This window comes from Ruegeria sp. BC7 (assembly GCF_056539165.1).
Map to the genome: position 1 here is coordinate 1,009,517 of NZ_JBQFUL010000001.1, position 20,218 is coordinate 1,029,734.

Consider the following 20,218-nt stretch of genomic DNA (forward strand, 5'->3'; position numbering starts at 1 on the left):
CCCTGCCTAGAAATCCAGACCCAGGTCGATTGTCCGGTAAGAATGCGTCAGCGCCCCGGACGAGATGTAATCAACGCCCGTCGCTGCGATGGCCGCAACGGTTTTGCGCGTGACGTTGCCCGAGGCTTCGGTCGTCATCCGCCCGCCGACCATTGCAACGGCCTCGGCAAGGGTGTCTGGGGCCATATTGTCCAGCAAGACAACATCCGCGCCGCCGACTTCAAGTACTTCGGCCAGTTGGTCCAGACGGTCAACTTCGATCTCAACCTTCATCATGTGCGACGCGCGCGCCTTGGTCGCTTCGAGGACGGCCTGAACTCCGCCTGCGGCTGCGATGTGGTTGTCCTTGATCAGAATCGCGTCAGACAATGAGAACCTGTGATTATACCCGCCGCCATGCAGTACGGCCTGTTTCTCGACGATGCGCAGGCCGGGCGTTGTTTTGCGTGTGCAGGTAACACGCGCATTGGTGCCTTTGGTTTCGGCGACCAAATCCGCAGTAGCTGTCGCAACACCTGTCAGGCGGCCTGCAAAGTTCAATGCCACGCGTTCACCTGACAGGATCGAGGCCGCGCGGCCGCGAATCTCCATCAGGGTTTCTCCTTTCGCGCAGCGTTGGCCGTCCTGCGCGTGCCGAACGATCTGTAATGTCGGATCGACCAAGCGAAAGGCCAGTTCTGCGACCTGCATACCCGAAACAACGGCGTCCTCGCGCGTGTTCAAACGCGCGGCATATGTCGTCTCGGGCGGAATTACGGTCAGCGAAGTTATATCGCCATTCGACCCGAGATCCTCCATCAACGCAGAGCGGATGAGCGGTTCGAGAATCAGGTCGGGCAGGGCGGGAACAGTCATGCGGATTCCTTTGTGTATTTGTCTCGCAGCGCGATCGCCTGGCCTAGCGTCAAAAATGATCGCTGTCCGGACGCAGTGGAAGCCTGCGGAAAGTCAGACCGGTAGTGTGCGCCGCGGCTTTCTTCACGCATCAGTGCCGCGGCGGTGATGACGGTCGCGGTTGCCGTCATATTCAAAAATGCAGGCGAATGAGAATTCCGCGCCTCAAGTGCCGCGATGTCGCTCAAAGCCTGACTCAGACCAGTTTCTGTGCGCACAACGCCAACAAGATTCGTCATGACATTTCGCAGGGTCTGAACGTCTTGTGCGTTCACTGTCTGGCTTGTTCCGGTTGAAAAGGTCAGTTCGACGTTCTGCGCAGCGTCGACGGGCACAACACGCGCAATGTCATGTGAGCAGGAGCGCGCGAACACCAGCGCCTCTAACAGCCCGTTGGATGCCAGCCGATTTGCCCCGTGCAGTCCGGTTGAGGCAGCCTCGCCGCAGACCCACAAGCCGTTCAGAGAACTGCGTCCAGACAAGTCCACCGCGACGCCGCCCATGTGATAGTGGGCCGCTGCCGTAACCGGGATGGGAGATTTGGCCGGGTCGACGCCGTTTCTGAGGCATGCTTCGGTCACAAAGGGGAATTGATCGGCAATAGCCGCGCCAATGGCATGCCGGGTATCCAGAGCGGGCCGATGACCCGACTTCATTTGCAGATAAACTGCGCGGGCAACGACGTCTCGGGGGGCAAGCTCTGCGTCCGGGTGTAGGTTTTGCATGAAACGCTGCCCGTTGGAATTGACCAACGTTGCACCTTCCCCGCGCAAGGCTTCTGTGGCCAAAGGGGTCGGGTCTTCGCCTACATTGATGGCCGTGGGGTGGAATTGCACGAACTCGGCATCCGCGATACGCGCACCGGCGCGTGCGGCCATGCCGATCCCTTGACCCCGGATGCGAGCAGGGTTGGTCGTCTGAGCATAAAGCCCAGCAGACCCACCTGTCGCTAGAATATAGGCTGACCCGCGCAGCACCAATGGCTGCACGCAGGGGTCTTCTGCCGGGGTCAGGAACACGCCGCGAACTTGTGTCCCGTCGCTGTCCAGACCAACCGCTTGTACACCTTCGATCACCTGTATGGATGGCGTCTGACGCAGCTCTGCGATCAAGGCGCGCATGATTTCCGTACCTGCCTGATCACCTTTGACCCGCACGACCCGGGCGGCAGAGTGGGCCGCCTCGCGGGATTGAATGAATCCTCCGTCCGCGGTCCGGTCGAAGCCCGTGCCAAGATCAGAAAGGTCAAGGATATGGTCCGGGGCAGCGCGTGTAACGAAATCCGCGACCTCGCGCATCACAGACCCTGCACCAGCGCGCATCGTGTCCTCTGCATGCGCTTCGGGGCTATCGGATGCGGCCATCGCCGCGGCGACCCCGCCCTGTGCCCAAGCCGAGCTTGCACCGGAACCAAGAGGTTCGGGAGAGATCATGACAACCGGACGCGGAGCCAGTTTGAGCGCAGCGTACACCGCAGCCAGCCCCGCGCCGATAATAACCACGCGCTTGGTGGTGACGTGTTGCATCCGTCCGGTCAAATACCCAGCTTGCGCGACAGATCAATCATCCGTTGAACCGCCAGCCGGGCCTTGTCTGCTACGTCCGCATCAACCTCAACCTGACCAGTCATGGTATCCAGCGCGTACAGAACTTTTTCCAGCGTGATCTTTTTCATGTAGGGGCACATGTTGCAGGGGCCGACGAATTCGACCTCTGGCAACTCGTCCGCAATGTTCGACGCCATCGAACATTCGGTGATCAGCAACGCTTTTTCGGGCTTTTCGTCGGTCACATACTTGATGATACCGCTGGTCGAGCCAGAAAAATCCGCCTCGGCCACAACGTCCGGCGGACATTCGGGATGCGCAATCAGGCGCGTGCCGGGATTCCACTCGCGGAAGTCGCGAAGGTCGCTGGCGCTGTATTGTTCGTGAACGATGCACGAGCCTTCCCACCAGACCACGTTCTTTTGCGGAACGTCCCTTGCCACGTTTTGCGCAAGGTACTGATCCGGGGTCATAATTATTGTGTCGCTGTCCAGTGCTGCGACGATCTGAGCCGCGTTTGACGAGGTACAGCAGATGTCCGAAGCAGCTTTGACCTCGGCCGTTGTGTTCACATACGACACCACGGGGGCTCCGGGATAGCGGCGGCGCATTTCCGCAATGCCTTCTGCCGTTATGGATTCAGCCAGCGAGCATCCCGCGTCCATATCCGGCATGAGAACGGTCTTTTGAGGGCTGAGGATTTTGGATGTCTCAGCCATGAAATGCACGCCACATTGCACGATCACATCCGCTTCGACCTCTGTGGCCTTGATCGCCAGTTGCAGGCTGTCGCCGCCAAAGTCGGAAATACCGTGGAATATTTCGGGCGTCATGTAGTTGTGACCCAGAATGACGGCATTACGCTCGGCCTTCAGGTCATTGATCGCCTTGACGTAGGGCGCGTAAATAGCCCAGTCCACTGGTGAGACAACACGCGACATGCGTGCGTAGATGTCCTCCATGCTGGCGGCCAGTTCCGGCGAGGGGCTGAGGTCGTATTTATCGGAAAGATGCGCACGCTGCGCGGGTAGGTCGAACACGGGTCTGCATATCTGCCTGGTTTACACTCGCGGCATTGAATATGAGATTTGATCAGGATTGACCACCACCCAGCGGGGAAGAATGTTCCAAATTTCCCACCTTGGAGGGAACTATATTGTTTTTGTGACTGAATTTTCTGACTTGGTAGCCCCGAGCGTGCAAATTTTTCATAAATCCGGATGCAATCCGAGCTTTGTCGCAAGAATGGCGCATTGCTGCCACATCGGGTGGCCAATACCTGATCCCAATCAGGGCTGGTCGGTATCGTGCAGACAGTTTTTTCCGATGTGTCACAAGGGTGACTACGGGCTGAAAACTGGTACTTGCCGATTAGCGAAGTGCTGTAGATAGGGTATCAAGGGCAGCGACCCAAAGAGAAAAAACCAAAGCGACGTGTTCTATAAAAAGCGATCCCATCGCAGAAATTCGAGCAGGACAGTTCGCGTTCGGAGGTTAAATGTTATTGTCTGTTGTCGTTCCTTGCATGAACGAAGAGGACTCTGTTCCGATGCTGGTCGAGCGTCTGGTCTCGGCAACTGATCCTTGGTCGGCCGACTGCGAAATAGTGCTGGTGGATGACGGCTCCTCGGATGCGACGTGGGACGAAATCTGCAAACAGAGCGAAAAGCACGCATGCGTCAAAGGCATTAAACTATCCACGAACCGAGGGCATCAGGTCGCTTTGACGGCGGGTCTGATGGCGGCTCAGGGTCAGCGGATTTTTATGCTGGATGCTGATTTGCAGGATCCGCCCGAACTGGTGTCGGATATGATGGCCATGATGGACCGCGGTTATGACGTGGTGTACGGCCGCAGAAGCGAGCGAAAGGGCGAGAGCTGGTTCAAGAAGATGACCGCTCATGGGTTCTACAGGGTGTTGAACCGTTTGTCCGACGTGCCGATTCCAAATGATACCGGCGATTTTAGACTTGTCAGCCGCCGTGCTTTGGATGCAGTTCTGGACATGCCCGAGCGATCGCGTTTCATACGCGGCATGTTTGCTTGGGCGGGTTTCAAGCAGATCGGCATAGAATACGTAAGAGACCCGCGTGTTGCGGGTGAAACGAAGTACCCTTTGTCAAAGATGATCCGGCTGGCTTTCGACGCGTTGTCCAGTTTTTCGATCAAGCCGCTGCAGATGGCCACACGTTTGGCATTCCTGACGCTGCTTGTCGCGGCGCTGATGGCGGTCTACGTCTTCTGGTCCCTAATCCTTTATAGCACTGTGGCTGGTTGGGCTTCGACCGTTCTGGTCATCAGCTTCTTTTCTGGCATTCAGTTGCTGACGCTGGGCATTATCGGAGAATACCTTGGACGGCTTTACGTCGAGGCAAAGGGGCGGCCACTGTTCTTTGTGGACGAACAAGTTGGCAATGGTGTCGAAACTCTTTCTGAAAAAGCTCAGAAGACGTCATGAGTGAACGCAAACGCATATTTCGGTTTGCTGTGGTCGGAACCGGTGTCGCCGCATATTACATTGTCGCGTATCTGGGGCTGCTGCAGGTGTTCAGTTCCCCTTGGATCGCAAACCTGCTGGCATTCGGGTCCGCTATCCTCATTCAGTATGTTGGTCAAACCGCTTGGACGTTTGACAAACCCGTGGTGGCGCCCGGTCAGTTTGGGCGCTTTTTGTGCATGATCGCCATCGGCCTTGTCGTCTCATCAATGATAACAGGTGTCCTTGCCCCCAGACTGGCCCTTGCCGAACCGGTCGCCGCCGGTCTGGTTGTTGTCATTCTTCCCATCATAAACTTCGTGATCCTGCGGTTGTGGGTCTATCGCGAAGAAACCTCAATTTAGAGAGTGACCATGTCGCATATCTATTCAAACGAGTTCTTTGACTACATTGATCGCGGCGCAAGGCGGTCTGCCATTCAGCTAATTGACTGCCTGCAATCCTGGATCAAGCCAAGCAGTGTTGTGGATTTTGGCTGTGGCCGAGGTGTGTGGCTGTCGGAATGGGCGGCAGCCGGTTGCCGGGACGTGGCGGGCGTGGACGGAGACTATGTCGACCGAGAAACTCTGGCTATTCCAAAGGATTGCTTTTTTGGCAGAGACCTAAGCCACCCGGTCGATCTTGGGAGGAAGTTCGGTTTGGCGCAATCCCTTGAGGTTGGCGAGCATCTTCCCAGCGAAGCGTCCGCCAGCTTGGTTCAAAGCCTGACGTCCCACAGCGATCTGGTTCTGTTTTCAGCGGCGGTTCCGGGGCAGGGCGGCGAGTTTCACATTAACGAACAACCCCTGTCTTTCTGGCAGGGTCTTTTTGCGGAACAAGGTTTCACGGCATACGACTGTATTCGCCCCATTCTGTTCAGTGATGCGTCAATCGAACCTTGGTATCGCTACAACAGCGTTTTGTATGCGAATGAAGCAGGTGCCGCGACACTTCCCGCAGATGTTCTGGAAACCAAGGTTGAACCTGGTGGATTGAAGGAAGTGGGCACGCTCGGCTGGAATATACGCAAATTCATCGTCCGAAGACTGCCTCAGGCAACTGTCACGAAAATCGCCCAGGCGCGCGCATCCGTTATTGCGCGCTCGCACCGGAGCCAATGATGAACGCAAAACCTTTGTGGCAAGATTTGTTCCGCCTGTGGGTGATTTGTTTCACGGCCTCGCTGGTGATTTACGCCCCGCTGCTTTCCGATCCTTTGGTCCGGCATGATGATTTTCCGGCACTTTTGGGCCACAAGCGCATAGCTTATTTTAAAGCGTTGGACGAGGGGCGGTGGCTGAACTACTGGTGGCAGTTCCGACCGGTTTTCTGGCCCTCTCAGGTCAATTTTGTGTTGTACATACTCGCGTGGTCGATTTTTTCCGCCTCGTCATCCGTTATTGTGCTGGGACGAGATGCGCCGGTTTGGTTCAAAGGCTTTTTTGCCTTGTTTGTGGTGTTGTCGATCCCTGCGTTCAAGATCATGTTGTGGTTCAATACGCTTTTGCTGGGTGTTTGGGTTATTACGATCTTCGCTCTGTTGGTCGTTTTCCTTCCGCACAGGGCTTCGCTTGCGCTGTTGTTCGTAGGGGTGCCGCTGTCCTTTATGGCGTACACCACATATCCGTTCCTTTTGATGACCTTGGTGGTGATGTCTCACAAGGCGCCGCAAACCTACAAGAGCCTTGCGATTACACTGGCTGTGTTTTTTGCAAGCCTCGCGGTCGCCTTATTGTCCGTCTATAGCCTGAATTATTTCTATCACGGGGTTTTTGGCATTCCGATTGCCGAATGGCGAACGCCTACTGAGGTCAAAACCATTGAGGATTTGATCGCTAATCTGGGCAAGCTGAAACTATACCTTCATGACACGGTCAAACAATTTGGCGCAGGTGTCGAGCGTAACGGCGGCATACTTCTTGTACTTGTCGCGATTGCGTGGGGAATCCTGTTTAGCCAGCAACCGTTTGTCGCTGTTTCCATTCTGGCCGCTGTGCTGGCAGGGCTTGCGCCCTTGCTCGCCAAATCAGTGATGTCCGGCGTTCTCGTTCCGGTTCGAGCCTTTGGTTGGATCTGGCTTTTGTTTGGACTTACATTCACTCTCGCAACACTCAACTTGTCCAAGACGCCTGGCAGGATGGCAAGTATCGCGCGTATCGCCATTATGTGTATTATGATGTTGAAGCTATCCCATTTCGTCAATTTGACATATATTGTAATACCGCCTTGGCAACAGACCACGCGCGGAATTGCGGCGGAGATACCCGAGGGCACCGAGACCATTCATATCTATGGTCACTATTCGGGATTGAATGGTGCTTACCGGGCCGGCATTCAACATTTCAGGGGATTGCGCTTGCGCTTGACTTACCTCACCGGCGCAGAGGTTTTCGCCTGCCAGGAAACGCCCGAGTCGTGTGAGGATGTCGATCCCCCGTTCCAGCCGCGCACGTGGACTCATGTCCCGATTGTCGAAACTATTGGTAAGCAAGCCTTTATTCTGCTTCCGCCCGCGCCAATGGGACCCTAGTATCGCATTTTTTAGGCGCTGTAGACCCCAGCGAAGGCCGTGGTGAAGTGTTCGCGATGGTCAAAGCTGGGTCGAGAAAAAGAAATTTGTAACAACTAAAAGATGGTTTTATGAACGAGGTTCAGTTGGGCATTAAACGCACCTGCGGGACGTTCCGCAAATGACCAAAGGCAGCAGGCATCATGATTGATCTGAGTAAATTGGAACCTTTGCGTAAAAGCCGCAACTATCTCATATTTCAGCACCCCAAGCATCAAGACGCGTTGCTAAAGGTCAGAGTTGACATACCAGTGCGCAACCACGTCATCCCCCGGTATGCCGAGAGACGTTATGGAAACCTGCGACAGTGGAACCGCGAAGCCAATGAATACCTTGCCGCGCTACATCGCGGCTGCCCAGAGATCGAGCGTCTTGCGCGGTTCATGGGCTATGCTTCGACCTCGCATGGGCCAGCGATTGTGGTTGAAAAACTAACAGGTCCGAACGGCGACCTCGCGCCGACCGTTCAATCCGAGAAGGTGGCGTTGAAGGGCAATCCCGAGGGTTTAAAACGTCTACATGCTGAACTTATGGAGCTGTTTGACGATCTGGAAAAAGGCCGGATCATCGTCGGCGACATGGGCCTTGAAAACGTCGTGCGTGCGCAGGAACGCGGCGGTAAGTTGGTCGTTATTGATGGGGTGGGTGAACGAGTGTTGTTCCCGCTGGCCTTGGTCAGCGACTGGGCCTTCCGCTTGTCAATTAAGCGTCGTCGCGACCGTTTGGGCCGGGGGTTTGGTGTTTGACCTCGCCGAAGCAGGTCTAATGCAAGATAGACTATAGACGCGCGTTTTCGACTTTCTGATCGTTTTCCTGTTAAGTCAGCGGCATGCACACCAAAGATAAGACCCAGATCGGATTTCTTCTGTTTGACGGCTTCCCAATGGCGTGCCTCACCTCGGTGATTGAGCCGCTGCGTGCAGCCAATGAAATCGCCGGGCAAGAGGCTTTCTGTTGGGTTTTGCTGTCTGAGCGGGGCGAAAAGGTGCAGTCAAGCGCCGGGGTTGGCTTCGAGGCCGAACGCGCCCTGACGGATTGCAAGGACATTGACATCCTCTTTTTGCTCAGCAGCCCGACATCGCGTTTCGATGACATCCGCCTTGGAAACGGAGCGCTGCGCAATCTTGGGCGTCACGGAACTGTTTTGGGTGGGATCAGTGGCGGAGTTTTCCCCTTGGTCCGGTCGGGGGCTATGGCCGGGCAGCCTGTCTCGGTGCACTGGTGCTATGAAGCTGCGTTTGAAGCTGAGTTTCCAGAGGTTGACAGTCGTAGCGAAGTCATAGTCCGAACGCAGACGCGCTGCACTGCGGCTGGTGCCGCTGCGGGCTTTGATTTGGCGCTTCACCTGATCCAGGATCGACTGGGCGCGGATACAGCGCATGAGGTGGCGTGCTGGTTCCAGCACCCGATGATGCGTGGGGCAGGGGTGCGACAGCAAGTACCCTACGCCACTGCGCCGGAAACTGGCGATAGGTTTCCGGCGCTGGTTGCGCGGTGTATTGAGTTGTTCGAGGGATATATGAGCCAGCCGATTTCGATCGCGAAAGTTGCTGAGCACATGGGTGTTACCCCTCGGCAGATCGAACGTGCATTCAAGCAGGCGACGGGCCAGAGCCCCAGCCATTACTACCGCTCTATGCGCATGAAGGCCGCGCGCCAGATGGTTGTCTACACCAAGGACCCGATCTCGGAAATCGCTGCCGCTATTGGCTATGGGTCCGTTGCACCCATGGTCACTCATTACCGATCTGCCTTCGGCCTCAGCCCCAGCGAGGATCGGCGCAGGATCAACCGATTCAGGGTCGAGGACAACGCGCCGCTGCCCTCGGTCTGATTGGCTTAGTGGGCTGATCTCATAGCTGCGATGATCGCATGATGCAGTGACCCGGCCGAGGATCTGGGACCATAAAGGCTGACATGGTCGGCGCTGCGGCACAGGACGAAACACCCGATATGGTGAATTGAACTGCGCGCGGCGTGGCCGGCCGGAAACTGGCGCAGGTCCAATTGGCACAGAAGTTCCAGAACCGCATTGATCCCATCGCCGCGCAAATCGAACCGCGCCCAAGCATCCGTTTGTTCCGTGACCGAGGCTGTTTGGCCAAGGGTCGCCTTCACCTGATCCGCAAGGTCTTCGTGGCTGTCAAAGGGCGCTTCGAGCATCCATTGATCTGGCCCCGCCCAAAAGGCGATTACTTGATCTCCGGTAAATCGCTGAACCTCGGGCGCTGGTGCTCCGATCATCTTGGCCAAAGCCTTTTGCGCCGCTGTCTCCTTTCCCAGACGCGCAGCGACCGAGGCCAAGGCCACGCCGGGGGTTTCGGTGCAGGTGACCGGACCAACGGTATCCACACGCGGCTCGGACCCGCCGAGGGCAGTTATCGCGACAAGATTATGCACGCAGACGTTCTCCTTCCGGGTCAATGAAATGGGCCGAGACGATCTCAACCTCGACCGTCAGATCGGTCAGCGGGGAGACAAGACGCATCTTCTCGCCCAGCCTTTCATCGCCCCGTTTCAGCAGGCCCAGACCGATATTGCTGCTCAGACTGGGGGAATAGGCCACCGAGGTCACATACCCCTGATCATGCGCAGCATCGACGGGGCCATCGGCGTTCATCAAGTGCCCTCCGGCGGTGACTTTGTCTTCGGGGGCAACTGGCTTTAACCCGACCAGTTTCAACACATCCGGCGCGGTCAACGCCTCGCGTTCGGACAAGACCGAGCCGATGCTGTCTTTCTTCTTCGACACCATCTTGCCCATGCCAAGGTTCAACGCTGTGGTGGTTCCGTTCAGCTCATTGCCGACCGGATGGCCCTTTTCGATCCGCATCACGCTCAGCGCTTCGGTGCCATAGGGTGTGACGTCGAACTCCTCACCCTCAGCCATCAACCGGCGCATCAGCGCGTCGCCGTATCGAGAGGGCACTGCGATCTCGAACGCCAATTCGCCCGAGAACGAGATGCGGAACAGCCGCGCCCGCAACCCGCCGCACACGGTGATCTTGCCGCAGGCCATGAAGGGGAACGCTTCGTTCGAGATATCGAAGTCCGGGTCCACGATCTTTTGCAGCAGCTTGCGTGAATTCGGCCCCGCTACCGCGTATTGGGCCCAGCCATCGGTGGTCGAGATCAGTTGCACATCCATGTCCGGGAACAGGCACTGACGCGCGAATTCCATGTGGCGATAGACACTTACGGCGTTTGCGGTTGTGGTGGTGACGACGAAATGATCCTCGGCCAGCCGCGCGGCGGTGCCGTCATCCATGACCATTCCATCCTCGCGCAGCATCAGACCATAGCGGGTTTTACCAACCGCCAGCTTGGCAAAGCCGTTGGCGTAAACGCGGTTGAGGAATTCGGCAGCATCCGTGCCTTGCACGTCGATCTTGCCTAGCGTTGTACAGTCGCACACCCCGACCGAGGCACGGGTCTGGCGCACCTCACGGTCGACGGATTCGCGCCAGTGCGTCTCACCCGGTCGGGGGAACCACTGCGCGCGCAGCCAGTTCCCGGCCTCGACAAACACTGCGCCGCGCTCCTTGGCCCAATGGTGCGACGGGGTCAGGCGGGTCGGGTGGAACTCTTTACCGGTCATGCGGCCCGCGAAGGCGCCGATGGGCACGGGGGTATAGGGCGGGCGGAAGATGGTGGTGCCGGTCTCGGGGATCGTCTTGCCTGCGACCTCGGCCATGATCGCAAGGCCCGTGATGTTCGAGGTCTTTCCCTGATCGGTTGCCATGCCCAGCGTGGTATAGCGTTTCAGGTGCTCGACCGAGCGGAAGCCCTCCTGATAGCTGAGCTTCACATCTTTGACGGTCACGTCGTTCTGCTGATCGACCCAAGCCCGCTTACAACCCTGCACATACCAGAACGGCTTTTGCGTGACGGGCGCGTCCTCGGCTTCGGGCAGGTCAGGCAGTGCGGTCAGGTCCAGTGCAGTTGCGGTGGCCTCGGCCCCTGACTGCAACGCTCCATGCGTAGACATGACGCCGTTGGCCGCGCCTGCGACGGACATGCCGACCGGCAGGTCTTGACCCGGAACGAAGGCAGCCAGCGCGTCGTCCCATGCAGGCCGCCCTCGCTGGTGGCAGGTCAGGTGCACATTCGGGTTCCAGCCGCCCGACACGCCCAGCGCGCCGCAATCCACAGTGCGGGTCGAGCCGTCGGGCAGGGCAACTTCGACAAAGCTCAGACCCAGACGGCCCTTAGTGTTCACAACCTGCGCGCCCTTGAGCACCTCATAGTCATAACTGAGCGGAGCATCTTCGCGCACATCCACCACAGCGGCAATCTTGACGCCCTTGGCGTGCAGATCAGCGGCGGTGCGGTGGCCGTCATTATTGTTGGTAAAGATCGCAACCCGAGGCGCGGCCTTCACTGCAAAGCGATTGGCGTAGGTCCGCAACGCGCTGGCGGTCATGATGCCGGGACGGTCGTTGTTTTCAAACGCAATCGGCCGCTCGGTTGCCCCGGCGCACAGCAGCGCTTTTTGGCTGTAGATCCGCCACAGGATCTGGCGCGGTTTGCCAGCGGGCAGCGAGGGCAGGTGATCTCCGGTTCGTTCGACGGCGCCATAGATGCCGTGGTCGAATGCGCCGATCACCGTAGTGCGCGGCATCAACCGGACGTTGGGCATTGCGGACAGTTCTGCAACCGCCTGCGCCGCCCAATCGGGGGCGCTTTGATCTCCAACCGGGAATGTCTCACTGTTCAGACGTCCACCGAGGGTGAAATCCTCATCCGCCAGAATGACATCAGCACCCGCACGCCCGGCGGTCAGCGCCGCCATCAGACCCGCAGGTCCAGCACCGATGATCAGCAGATCGCAGTGACGGAAACCTTTGTCGTATTCATCCGGGTCGGCCTGCATCGAAAGCGACCCAAGGCCAGCGGCGCGGCGGATGATGGGTTCGTACAGCTTCTCCCAAAACGCGGCGGGCCACATGAAGGTTTTGTAGTAGAACCCCGCCGACAGGAAGTTCGAGAACAGGTCATTCACCGCCAGCGCATCGAACCGCAGGCTGGGCCAACGGTTTTGCGAGTTTGCCAGCAACCCGTCGAACATCTCAATCGTCGTGGCGCGGGTGTTGGGTTCTTTGTGAGCTCCGCTGCGCAGTTCCACCATGCCGTTGGGTTCCTCGGACCCTGCCGTCAGCAGCCCGCGCGGGCGATGGTATTTGAACGACCGCCCGATCAGTCGCACATTGTTGGCCAGTAGTGCCGAGGCCAACGTATCACCGGGGTGCGCGGTATAGCGGCGACCGTCAAAATAGAAGTTCAGAGTTGTATTACGGTCGATCTGCCCGCCGTTCAGTCGGTTTGTTTGCGTCATTTTGAACGTCCCCGCGCGCGGGCCACATCGCGGGCCAGTTCCACCTTGGAAATCTCATGGGTCAGTGTATTGCGGGTGACGACCAGCCACGAGCGATCCCCGGCCTCGTGATACCAAAGCTCACGGTGCTCACCGGCAGGGTTGTCGCGCAGATAGGCGTAGTCATAGAACGCGTCAGCGGCACTCTCGCCCATCCCGTCGGGCCGGTCGATCAGGGAAGCGTCGCCCAGATAGGTGAACTCTGAGGCATCGCGTGGCCCAAGAAGGGGGTGGTTTATGATCATGTCTGGTGTCCCCCTTAGTGCAGGTTGGGCTGGTTGCCCGCGCCTTTTTCGTCGATCATCCGGCCGGTGCGGAACCGGTCCAGACGATAGGCGGTGGCTACGGGGTGCGGTTCATCTTTTGCCAGCAGATGCGCAAAACAATAGCCCGAGGCAGGTGTGGCCTTGAACCCGCCGTAACACCAGCCTCCGTTGAAATAGAGCCCCTGAACCGGGGTGTGGTCGATGATGGGAGAGCCATCCATCGACATATCCATCACACCGCCCCACATCCGCAGCAACCGCGCGCGACCGATCATGGGCATCAGGGCCATGCCGCCCTCGCAAACATCCTCGACCACGGGCAGGTTGCCGCGTTGGGCATAGGTGTTGTAGCCGTCGATATCGCCACCAAAAACCAGCCCGCCCTTATCGGACTGGCTGACATAGAAATGTCCCGCGCCAAAGGTGATGACGCTGGGCAAGACCGGTTTCAGCCCCTCGGACACAAACGCTTGCAGGACGTGGCTTTCAATGGGCAACCGCATCCCGGCCATGCCCATAACGCGGCTGGAATTGCCTGCGACTGCGGAGCCCACTTTGCTGGCCCCGATAAAGCCCTTGGTGGTCTCAATCCCCAGACAAGTGCCGTTTTCAATCCGCAGGCCCGTGACCTCGCAATTCTGGATGATGTCGACGCCGTGTAAATCCGCAGACCGCGCATAACCCCAGGCCACCGCGTCATGGCGGGCTGTCCCTGCACGGCGCTGGACCAAGCCGCCCTTGATAGGAAAGCGGGCGTCGTCGAAATTCAGATAGGGATGCTCGGCGCGGACCTGATCGGCGTCCAGCAACTCGGCATCCGCACCGTTCAGGATCATCGCATTGCCGCGCCGTATATAGGCGTCGCGCTGACCGTCTGTATGGAACAGGTTGATGATCCCGCGCTGGCTCATCATGGCGTTGTAGTTGAGGTCTTGTTCTAGCCCCTCCCACAGTTTCAGCGAGAATTCGTAGAAGGGCTCATTCCCGTCCAGCAAATAGTTCGAGCGCACAATCGTTGTGTTCCGCCCCACATTGCCGCCCCCGATCCAGCCTTTCTCGACCACGGCCACGTTGCGTTGACCATAGACCTTGGACAGGTAATGCGCCGTGGCCAGCCCATGACCACCGCCACCGATGATGATGACGTCATAATGCGGCTTGGGCTCAGGCTCGCGCCAGACCGGTTTCCAGCCTTTATGGCCGGTAAGCGCCTCTTTGATGACTCGAAAGCCGGAATATCGCATGAATCGGACCTTTTTCGCCAGAATTCACTATTTTGTTGCGGTTGGATATCCTCAGATGCGACATCGACATGTCTGAATCAGACCCCGGCCTGAGAACGCACCAAGCCCGAGAACCAGTCCGCAAATTCGGACACTTCCGCGGAGTCGCGTTGGACTGAAAGGTAATACCCCTCGCTGGCCGAAGCGAATTCATCAAAAGCGGGTTGAATTGCCCCGGTTTTCAGGGCGTGGGCCGCGACAATCGAATTCACCAAGGCCACGCCGTTTCCAGTAACCGCGAGTTGCAGTGCCAGTCCGTAAGAATCCACGTAGTAGGTCGGGTGTCCGACCTGTTGGCCAGTTGCCTCGGACCACGAAGCCCAACTGTCGGAGGTCCCCACCGATTCGATTAGGGGCAAAGTTTGCAGATCACCATCCAAAGAAGGTGCCTTGACTGGAACTAGACGGTTGGGCCGCAACGGAACCGCGTTCTTGCCGACCTGCTTTTCTGACCCGAACCTGATTTCGATATCCGCGCGAGAGGCTGCGTATTCGTCGGGCCAGATCGTGCTGACAAATCGCACTGATGTTTCGGGATGTTGCGATTGGAACTCGGGCAGGGCGGGCGCTATGACCCATTCAATGATACTGATCGAGGCCGCCACGGTGATATGCCGCGCTTTTTGCTCGGTCAGGTAGGGCGAGGCGGCGGCCTCTAGCATCTCAAGCGCGGCTTCGACCTGCGGCAACAGCTTGCGGCCTTCATCCGTTAGGGAAAGACCACGGGCGTGGCGGTGAAACAGGACCACACCCAGTCGCGTCTCAAGCGCGCGGATTTGCTGGCTGACGGCGGATTGTGTCAGGCCGATCTCGTCGGCGGCGGCGGTGGAACTTAGCCTGCGCGCGGCGGCTTCAAACGATCTGAACCATGTAAGCGGGGGCAGTGTTTTTGCCATCGGTAATTGACCTATTAGTGATGGTAATACCTAAGGCCAAAGTTCTTTCGTTTGTCAAAAGATGATTCCGGCGGTGATATTTTCCCTGACTAAAACAAGGGGGCCATCGTGAAGCCAAACATCCGAAAAATCGTAACCTATGATGAGGAAGTTCTGGTCGAAGGGTTTCGCAAGGCCGACCGTCCCTGGCGTATGTTTGCCGTCGCTGCCGTTGTGTCGAACCCGTGGGCCGGGCGGTATGTCGACGATCTGCGCGCTGAAATTCTTGCCTTCGGTCCGATCTTAGGAGAGCTGCTGACCAGCCGAATGATAGCGCTGGCCGGAGGGGGCGACGCGATCGAAGCCTATGGCAAGGCAGCCGTCGTCGGGCTGGACGGAGAGGTCGAGCACGCCTCGGGCCTGATCCACACTCTGCATTTCGGGAACATCTTCCGGCAGGCGGTTGGTGCGAAATCCTATCTGTCTTTCACCAATACACGCGGCCCCGCTAACACTCCGATCATGGTGCCGATGATGGATAAGAACGACGCGGGCCGTCGGTCGCACTACCTGACGCTGCAATTCGCCATCCCCGATGCGCCGCGCGCCGAAGAGGTTGTCGTGGTTCTGGGCGGTGCGACCTCGGGGCGGCCACATCATCGTATTGGGGACCGCTATCAGGATTTGAAGGATCTGGGCCATGACGTGGACAACCCGGCCTCGGTCTGAGTTTGGTAACCTCGCCGCTATAGACGCAGGCGAGGGGCCGCTGGTCATCCTGCTGCACGGGGTGGGCCTGCGGGCTGAGGCGTGGAATGCGCAGATTGATGCGTTTGTCGCGGCAGGTTTTCGCGTGTTGTGCCCGGACATGTCTGGGCATGGCCGCTCGGTGTTCCGTAGCCCTGATGGGCTGCTCAGCTACGTTAAACCCGTTGAATCCCTGTTGTCCGAGCCAGCCGTTTTGGTCGGACATTCTATGGGCGCGTTGGTGGCCTTATCACTGGCCGCATCCGGTCATGAGCATGTAAGGGGTGTTGCCGCCCTGAACGCCGTCTATCGGCGCGATCCCAAGGCGCGTCAGGCGGTTATGGCACGCGCTACGTCTTTGAGTGCCGATGGACCGAATGACCCGTCAGGCACGCTAACCCGTTGGTTCCGAGATCAAGAAACCAAGGAACGCGAAGCCTGTGCACAATGGCTGACTGAGGTAAATCCTGCGGCCTACAAAGCCGCCTACAGCGTCTTTGCCGAAAGCGATGGGTTGTCGGATGAAGACCTGTCGAAAATCACGCGTCCGGCGTTGTTTATGACAGGCGCGGACGAGCCGAATTCTACTCCGGAAATGTCCCGCAAAATGGCGGGTCTGGTGGCGCAGGGACGTGCCGAGATCGTATCCAGCGCGGCCCACATGATGCCAATGACACACCCGGTTGAGGTCAATTCTATTCTGTTGGGGTTCGTACAGGAGTGCCTGACATGACATCTATCGACCCAAGGGCGCTGCGCGACGCTTTCGGCAGTTTCATGACCGGTGTGACCGTTGTGACCACACTTGATCAAAACGGGGTCCCAGTTGGATTCACGGCAAACTCGTTTTCGTCCGTATCGCTGGATCCACCATTGCTGTTGGTCTGTCCGGGCAAGTTTCTGTCCAGCCATAATGTATTCGGCAAATGCTCGCATTTTGCAGTCAACATCCTGTCTGAGGGACAGCGGGAGGTGTCCAACACCTTCGCCAGCTACAAAGGCGATCGCTTTGCCAAGGTCGACCACTCCAGGGGGTTAGGTGACCTGCCATTGATCCAAGGGGCACTGGCCCAATTCTGTTGTGAAACACATACCGCAGTCCCTGCCGGGGATCATACGGTTCTGATTGGCCGGGTTGAGGAGTTTTCGCACGCCAGGGGCAATGGTCTGGGCTATGTCGGGGGCTCGTATTTCAGCCTGGGTCTGGAACGTGAGATCGACGCGAAAGAGCCGACGATCTGCGGCGCGTTGGTGCGATCAAAGCGCCACGTTTTGCTTGAGATTCACAACGGTCGGTACCGGCCGCTACAGATCGCAGGCGTCGAACCCGGAGGTCAGCGCAATAGGCTGGCGCAAGGGCTGGCAGACCGAGGTGTGCCAGCGCGGGTCGATCAGGTGTATTCCTCTTTCAGCGACGCGGGAAGCGGTCTGCACTATACGTTTTTCCTGGCCTCCTGCCACGAAACACCTGCGGTAGACAGCGCCAAATGGGTGCCCGTCGACGCATTGCCAAAGCTCACTTACACCACCCAAGCCATCCACGACATGATGGCCCGCTTTGCGGTCGAGGCGCAGGAGGGGAACTTCTCTCTCTACCTTGGTGACGCGAAACAGGGTGACATCCACAGTTTGAATGAAGGAGCCCGTTGATGGAGTTTTCTCTGTTTGCCCATATGGAACGCCTGACGCCGGATCAGCCTCATGACGTTTTGTACGATGAATTTGTCGGGCTTGTTAAAATGGCGGATGAGGGCGGGATGCGCGCGGTCTGGACGGGAGAGCATCACGGGATGGAATTCACCATCGCGCCGAATCCGTTCCTGTCACTGGTCGATCTGGCGCATCACACCCGCAATGTTCGTTTGGGGACCGGGACGGTCGTCGCCCCATTCTGGCACCCGATCAAGCTGGCGGGTGAGGCTGCGGCGGCGGATCAGATCACCAAAGGGCGAATAGAGCTGGGGATCGCGCGCGGCGCATATTCCTTTGAATACGAGCGCCTTATGCCGGGAATGGACGCATGGGAGGCGGGTCAAAGGATGCGTGAGACGACCCCGTTATTGAAAGAAATCTGGCGGGGCGATTGTGCGCATGACGGAGAGTTCTATTCCTTCCCTGCAACCACGTCCGCGCCAAAGCCAGTGCAGAAAGACGGACCCCCGATCTGGATCGCGGCGCGCGATCCCAACAGCCACGAATTCGGCGTCCACAATGGGTTTAACATTCAGGTCACCCCCTTGTGGCAAGGCGTGGAAGAGATCGAAACGTTGATGGGGCGGTTCAACGACGCCTGCAACAGCTATTCTGGGCCGCGTCCTAAGATTATGCTGCTGCATCACACATATGTCGGCGCGGACGAGGATGATGTCGCCCGTGGCGTTCAGGATTTGCGTCGGTATTACAACTATTTCGGGGCTTGGTTCCTGAACAAACGCCCGATCACTCAGGGTCTGATCAAACCGATCTCATCGGACGAGATGGACGCGAACCCGATGTACACGACCGAGAAGCTGGCGGCCGATCTGACCGTCGGCACCCCGCAGCAGGTCATCGACCGGATCAAACGGTACGAGGATTTGGGCTATGATGAGTTTTCGTTCTGGATCGACAGTGGAATGACCAACGATCGCAAACGCGCGTCGTTGGCTCGGTTCATTGATGAAGTCATGCCTGTTTTTCAGTGAGGATCACGATGGGTAACTTGCCGCACTTTCAGCTTTTCATTGATGGCAGCCGGACCGAAGGCGCGTCGTCACAGGTCATGACGTCTGAAAACCCCGCCACCGGTCAAGGTTGGGCGACCTTTGCCTGCGCCGCGCCCGAGGATGTTGATCGCGCTGTCGCGGCTGCTAAACGCGCGTTGGACGATCCGTTGTGGCGCGATCTGTCAGCTACCGCTCGGGGGAAACTGCTGTATCGACTGGCTGATCTGGTTGCAGAAAACGCCTCGCGTCTGGCCGAGCTTGAGACAACGGACAGCGGTAAGTTGCTGGCGGAAACTGCGGCGCAAACAGGGTATGTCGCGGATTACTACCGGTATTTCGCTGGATTGGCGGATAAGGTCGAAGGGACTGTTTTGCCAATCGACAAACCGGACATGCACGTGTTTACGACCCGTGAACCAATAGGTGTGGTTGCGGCGATCGTGCCGTGGAACGCGCAGATGTTCCTGACGGCAACAAAACTTGGCCCCGCTCTTGCGGCTGGGTGCGCCGTTGTTCTCAAAGCCTCGGAAATCGCTCCGGCCCCGATGCTGGAATTCGCTCGTCTGATCGACGAGGCCGGTTTCCCGCCGGGTGTTGTGTCGGTCATTTCCGGGGATGCCGAGAATTGCGCAATTCCCCTGACGCGCCACCCCGATGTGGATCGTATCGCTTTCACAGGCGGGCCGGAAACCGCGCGCCACGTTGTGCGAAACTCGGCCGAGAATTTCGCGGTTACATCTCTGGAACTGGGCGGAAAATCCCCGATTCTGGTGTTTGAGGATGCGGATTTGGATGGGGCAGCGAACGGTCTGATTGCCGGTAATTTCGGCGCGTCAGGCCAAAGCTGCGTTGCGGGAACGCGAGGGTTGGTGCACCGGCCCATATTGGAGTCGCTGATCGAACGGATCGAGGAAAAATCCCGCGCCATTCGGGTGGGTGATCCTTTGCATGGTGACACGCATGTTGGCCCGCTATGTACGAGGGCTCAGGTTCTCAAAATCCAAGAGACGCTGGCCACCGCACGCGGGCAGGGTGCGGTGATCCGGTTTGGTGGGGAAACCGCAGACAGGCCGGGGAACTACATGAATCCGACGCTGGTCCAGTGCAACTCGGCCGAAACGGAAACCCTGAAGGTCGAGATGTTTGGCCCTGTGATGTCTCTGTTGCCGTTTGATACCGAGGAGGAGGCCATCGCACTGGCCAATGCCACACCCTACGGGCTTGGGTCGGGTGTCTTCACCCAGAACCTTGCGCGGGCGCACAGGGTTTCCAAGCAGATCAGGGCTGGGATTTGCTGGGTGAATACGTATCGCGCAATCTCTCCCATCGCGCCATTTGGCGGGTTCAACCAATCCGGCTATGGGCGCGAGGCCGGGGTCGAGGCGGTTCTGGATTACACGCGGACCAAAACAACTTGGATCAGCACCGCGCAAGAGCCGATGGCGAACCCGTTTGTAATGCGCTAAATCTGGGCAGAAACAG

The 20,218-nt window shown here is 58.1% G+C and carries 19 protein-coding genes; 11 read left to right on the forward strand and 8 right to left on the reverse strand.

Going from position 1 to position 20,218, the window contains the following annotated elements; all coding sequences use genetic code 11:
- Nucleotides 1–6: 6 nt before the first annotated feature.
- From nadC to nadA, 3 genes are read right to left on the reverse strand one after another with little or no spacing between them, the layout of a single operon-like run.
- Entirely contained in the window at nt 7–855 is an 849-nt protein-coding gene (nadC, locus tag ACR0KS_RS04700; protein WP_170563116.1) for a carboxylating nicotinate-nucleotide diphosphorylase, read from the reverse strand.
- Nucleotides 852–2,420: an L-aspartate oxidase gene (locus tag ACR0KS_RS04705; protein WP_170563119.1), complete on the reverse strand. Its 1,569-nt coding sequence runs from the start codon at nt 2,418–2,420 to the stop codon at nt 852–854. Before ACR0KS_RS04705 ends, nadC begins: the two co-directional genes overlap by 4 nt.
- A gap of 8 nt (nt 2,421–2,428) precedes the next feature.
- The gene (gene nadA, locus ACR0KS_RS04710; RefSeq protein WP_170563122.1) at nt 2,429–3,481 is read right to left on the reverse strand and encodes a quinolinate synthase NadA; all 1,053 of its coding nucleotides are present in this window, start codon (nt 3,479–3,481) and stop codon (nt 2,429–2,431) included.
- A 458-nt stretch (nt 3,482–3,939) separates the two neighbouring features.
- On the opposite strand from nadA, the gene ACR0KS_RS04715 reads away from it, so the two are divergent.
- The 6 genes from ACR0KS_RS04715 (at nt 3,940) to ACR0KS_RS04740 (ending at nt 9,320) form a co-directional block, all read left to right on the forward strand.
- Nucleotides 3,940–4,899, forward strand: coding sequence for a glycosyltransferase family 2 protein (locus ACR0KS_RS04715; RefSeq protein WP_170563125.1), 960 nt, complete (start codon nt 3,940–3,942; stop codon nt 4,897–4,899).
- Nucleotides 4,896–5,282, forward strand: coding sequence for a GtrA family protein (locus tag ACR0KS_RS04720; RefSeq protein ID WP_170563129.1), 387 nt, complete (start codon nt 4,896–4,898; stop codon nt 5,280–5,282). The genes ACR0KS_RS04715 and ACR0KS_RS04720 overlap by 4 nt, the downstream gene beginning before the upstream one ends.
- A 9-nt stretch (nt 5,283–5,291) precedes the next feature.
- The gene (locus tag ACR0KS_RS04725; protein WP_170563132.1) at nt 5,292–6,038 is read left to right on the forward strand and encodes a methyltransferase domain-containing protein; all 747 of its coding nucleotides are present in this window, start codon (nt 5,292–5,294) and stop codon (nt 6,036–6,038) included.
- Nucleotides 6,038–7,447 carry an SLC5/6 family protein gene (locus tag ACR0KS_RS04730; RefSeq protein ID WP_170563135.1) on the forward strand — a complete coding sequence of 470 codons (1,410 nt, stop codon included), beginning with the start codon at nt 6,038–6,040 and terminating at the stop codon, nt 7,445–7,447. The genes ACR0KS_RS04725 and ACR0KS_RS04730 overlap by 1 nt, the downstream gene beginning before the upstream one ends.
- Nucleotides 7,448–7,629: 182 nt before the next feature.
- Complete coding sequence (locus ACR0KS_RS04735; RefSeq protein ID WP_170563138.1) at nt 7,630–8,232, forward strand: YrbL family protein; 603 nt, start codon at nt 7,630–7,632, stop codon at nt 8,230–8,232.
- Nucleotides 8,233–8,315: 83 nt separating this feature from the next.
- Complete coding sequence (locus tag ACR0KS_RS04740; protein ID WP_170563141.1) at nt 8,316–9,320, forward strand: helix-turn-helix domain-containing protein; 1,005 nt, start codon at nt 8,316–8,318, stop codon at nt 9,318–9,320.
- A gap of 5 nt (nt 9,321–9,325) precedes the next feature.
- On the opposite strand, the gene ACR0KS_RS04745 is transcribed toward ACR0KS_RS04740, so the two are convergent.
- From ACR0KS_RS04745 to ACR0KS_RS04765, 5 genes are all read right to left on the reverse strand, one after another.
- Nucleotides 9,326–9,886, reverse strand: a complete 561-nt coding sequence (locus tag ACR0KS_RS04745; RefSeq protein ID WP_170563144.1) for an aminomethyltransferase family protein — start codon at nt 9,884–9,886, stop codon at nt 9,326–9,328.
- Nucleotides 9,879–12,821 (reverse strand): sarcosine oxidase subunit alpha family protein, encoded by a 2,943-nt coding sequence (locus ACR0KS_RS04750; RefSeq protein ID WP_170563146.1) that lies wholly within the window; start codon nt 12,819–12,821, stop codon nt 9,879–9,881. The genes ACR0KS_RS04745 and ACR0KS_RS04750 overlap by 8 nt, the downstream gene beginning before the upstream one ends.
- Nucleotides 12,818–13,105, reverse strand: coding sequence for a sarcosine oxidase subunit delta (locus tag ACR0KS_RS04755; protein WP_170563149.1), 288 nt, complete (start codon nt 13,103–13,105; stop codon nt 12,818–12,820). Before ACR0KS_RS04755 ends, ACR0KS_RS04750 begins: the two co-directional genes overlap by 4 nt.
- Before the next feature lie 14 nt (nt 13,106–13,119).
- Nucleotides 13,120–14,370, reverse strand: coding sequence for a sarcosine oxidase subunit beta family protein (locus tag ACR0KS_RS04760; RefSeq protein WP_170563152.1), 1,251 nt, complete (start codon nt 14,368–14,370; stop codon nt 13,120–13,122).
- A 77-nt stretch (nt 14,371–14,447) separates the two neighbouring features.
- Nucleotides 14,448–15,305 (reverse strand): LysR family transcriptional regulator, encoded by an 858-nt coding sequence (locus ACR0KS_RS04765; protein ID WP_170563155.1) that lies wholly within the window; start codon nt 15,303–15,305, stop codon nt 14,448–14,450.
- Between the two features lie 108 nt (nt 15,306–15,413).
- Between ACR0KS_RS04765 and ACR0KS_RS04770 the strand changes: the two genes are divergently transcribed.
- From ACR0KS_RS04770 to ACR0KS_RS04790, 5 genes are read left to right on the forward strand one after another with little or no spacing between them, the layout of a single operon-like run.
- The gene (locus ACR0KS_RS04770) at nt 15,414–16,013 is read left to right on the forward strand and encodes an amino acid synthesis family protein (protein ID WP_170563158.1); all 600 of its coding nucleotides are present in this window, start codon (nt 15,414–15,416) and stop codon (nt 16,011–16,013) included.
- On the forward strand, nt 15,985–16,764 hold the full coding sequence (locus ACR0KS_RS04775) for an alpha/beta fold hydrolase (RefSeq protein ID WP_170563161.1): 780 nt from the start codon (nt 15,985–15,987) through the stop codon (nt 16,762–16,764). The genes ACR0KS_RS04770 and ACR0KS_RS04775 overlap by 29 nt, the downstream gene beginning before the upstream one ends.
- Nucleotides 16,761–17,681, forward strand: a complete 921-nt coding sequence (locus ACR0KS_RS04780) for a flavin reductase family protein (RefSeq protein WP_170563164.1) — start codon at nt 16,761–16,763, stop codon at nt 17,679–17,681. Before ACR0KS_RS04775 ends, ACR0KS_RS04780 begins: the two co-directional genes overlap by 4 nt.
- Nucleotides 17,681–18,715 (forward strand): LLM class flavin-dependent oxidoreductase, encoded by a 1,035-nt coding sequence (locus tag ACR0KS_RS04785; protein WP_170563166.1) that lies wholly within the window; start codon nt 17,681–17,683, stop codon nt 18,713–18,715. The genes ACR0KS_RS04780 and ACR0KS_RS04785 overlap by 1 nt, the downstream gene beginning before the upstream one ends.
- Before the next feature lie 8 nt (nt 18,716–18,723).
- Nucleotides 18,724–20,202 carry an aldehyde dehydrogenase gene (locus ACR0KS_RS04790; RefSeq protein ID WP_170563169.1) on the forward strand — a complete coding sequence of 493 codons (1,479 nt, stop codon included), beginning with the start codon at nt 18,724–18,726 and terminating at the stop codon, nt 20,200–20,202.
- Nucleotides 20,203–20,218: the final 16 nt, after the last annotated feature.

Coding starts and splice junctions, on each gene's coding strand:
- nadC (WP_170563116.1), bottom strand. CDS start 855: ATGACTGTTCCCGCCCTGCCCGACCTGATTCTCGAACCGCTCATCCGC.
- ACR0KS_RS04705 (WP_170563119.1), bottom strand. CDS start 2,420: ATGCAACACGTCACCACCAAGCGCGTGGTTATTATCGGCGCGGGGCTG.
- ACR0KS_RS04715 (WP_170563125.1), top strand. CDS start 3,940: ATGTTATTGTCTGTTGTCGTTCCTTGCATGAACGAAGAGGACTCTGTT.
- ACR0KS_RS04720 (WP_170563129.1), top strand. CDS start 4,896: ATGAGTGAACGCAAACGCATATTTCGGTTTGCTGTGGTCGGAACCGGT.
- ACR0KS_RS04725 (WP_170563132.1), top strand. CDS start 5,292: ATGTCGCATATCTATTCAAACGAGTTCTTTGACTACATTGATCGCGGC.
- ACR0KS_RS04730 (WP_170563135.1), top strand. CDS start 6,038: ATGAACGCAAAACCTTTGTGGCAAGATTTGTTCCGCCTGTGGGTGATT.
- ACR0KS_RS04735 (WP_170563138.1), top strand. CDS start 7,630: ATGATTGATCTGAGTAAATTGGAACCTTTGCGTAAAAGCCGCAACTAT.
- ACR0KS_RS04740 (WP_170563141.1), top strand. CDS start 8,316: ATGCACACCAAAGATAAGACCCAGATCGGATTTCTTCTGTTTGACGGC.
- ACR0KS_RS04750 (WP_170563146.1), bottom strand. CDS start 12,821: ATGACGCAAACAAACCGACTGAACGGCGGGCAGATCGACCGTAATACA.
- ACR0KS_RS04755 (WP_170563149.1), bottom strand. CDS start 13,105: ATGATCATAAACCACCCCCTTCTTGGGCCACGCGATGCCTCAGAGTTC.
- ACR0KS_RS04760 (WP_170563152.1), bottom strand. CDS start 14,370: ATGCGATATTCCGGCTTTCGAGTCATCAAAGAGGCGCTTACCGGCCAT.
- ACR0KS_RS04765 (WP_170563155.1), bottom strand. CDS start 15,305: ATGGCAAAAACACTGCCCCCGCTTACATGGTTCAGATCGTTTGAAGCC.
- ACR0KS_RS04775 (WP_170563161.1), top strand. CDS start 15,985: ATGACGTGGACAACCCGGCCTCGGTCTGAGTTTGGTAACCTCGCCGCT.
- ACR0KS_RS04780 (WP_170563164.1), top strand. CDS start 16,761: ATGACATCTATCGACCCAAGGGCGCTGCGCGACGCTTTCGGCAGTTTC.
- ACR0KS_RS04785 (WP_170563166.1), top strand. CDS start 17,681: ATGGAGTTTTCTCTGTTTGCCCATATGGAACGCCTGACGCCGGATCAG.
- ACR0KS_RS04790 (WP_170563169.1), top strand. CDS start 18,724: ATGGGTAACTTGCCGCACTTTCAGCTTTTCATTGATGGCAGCCGGACC.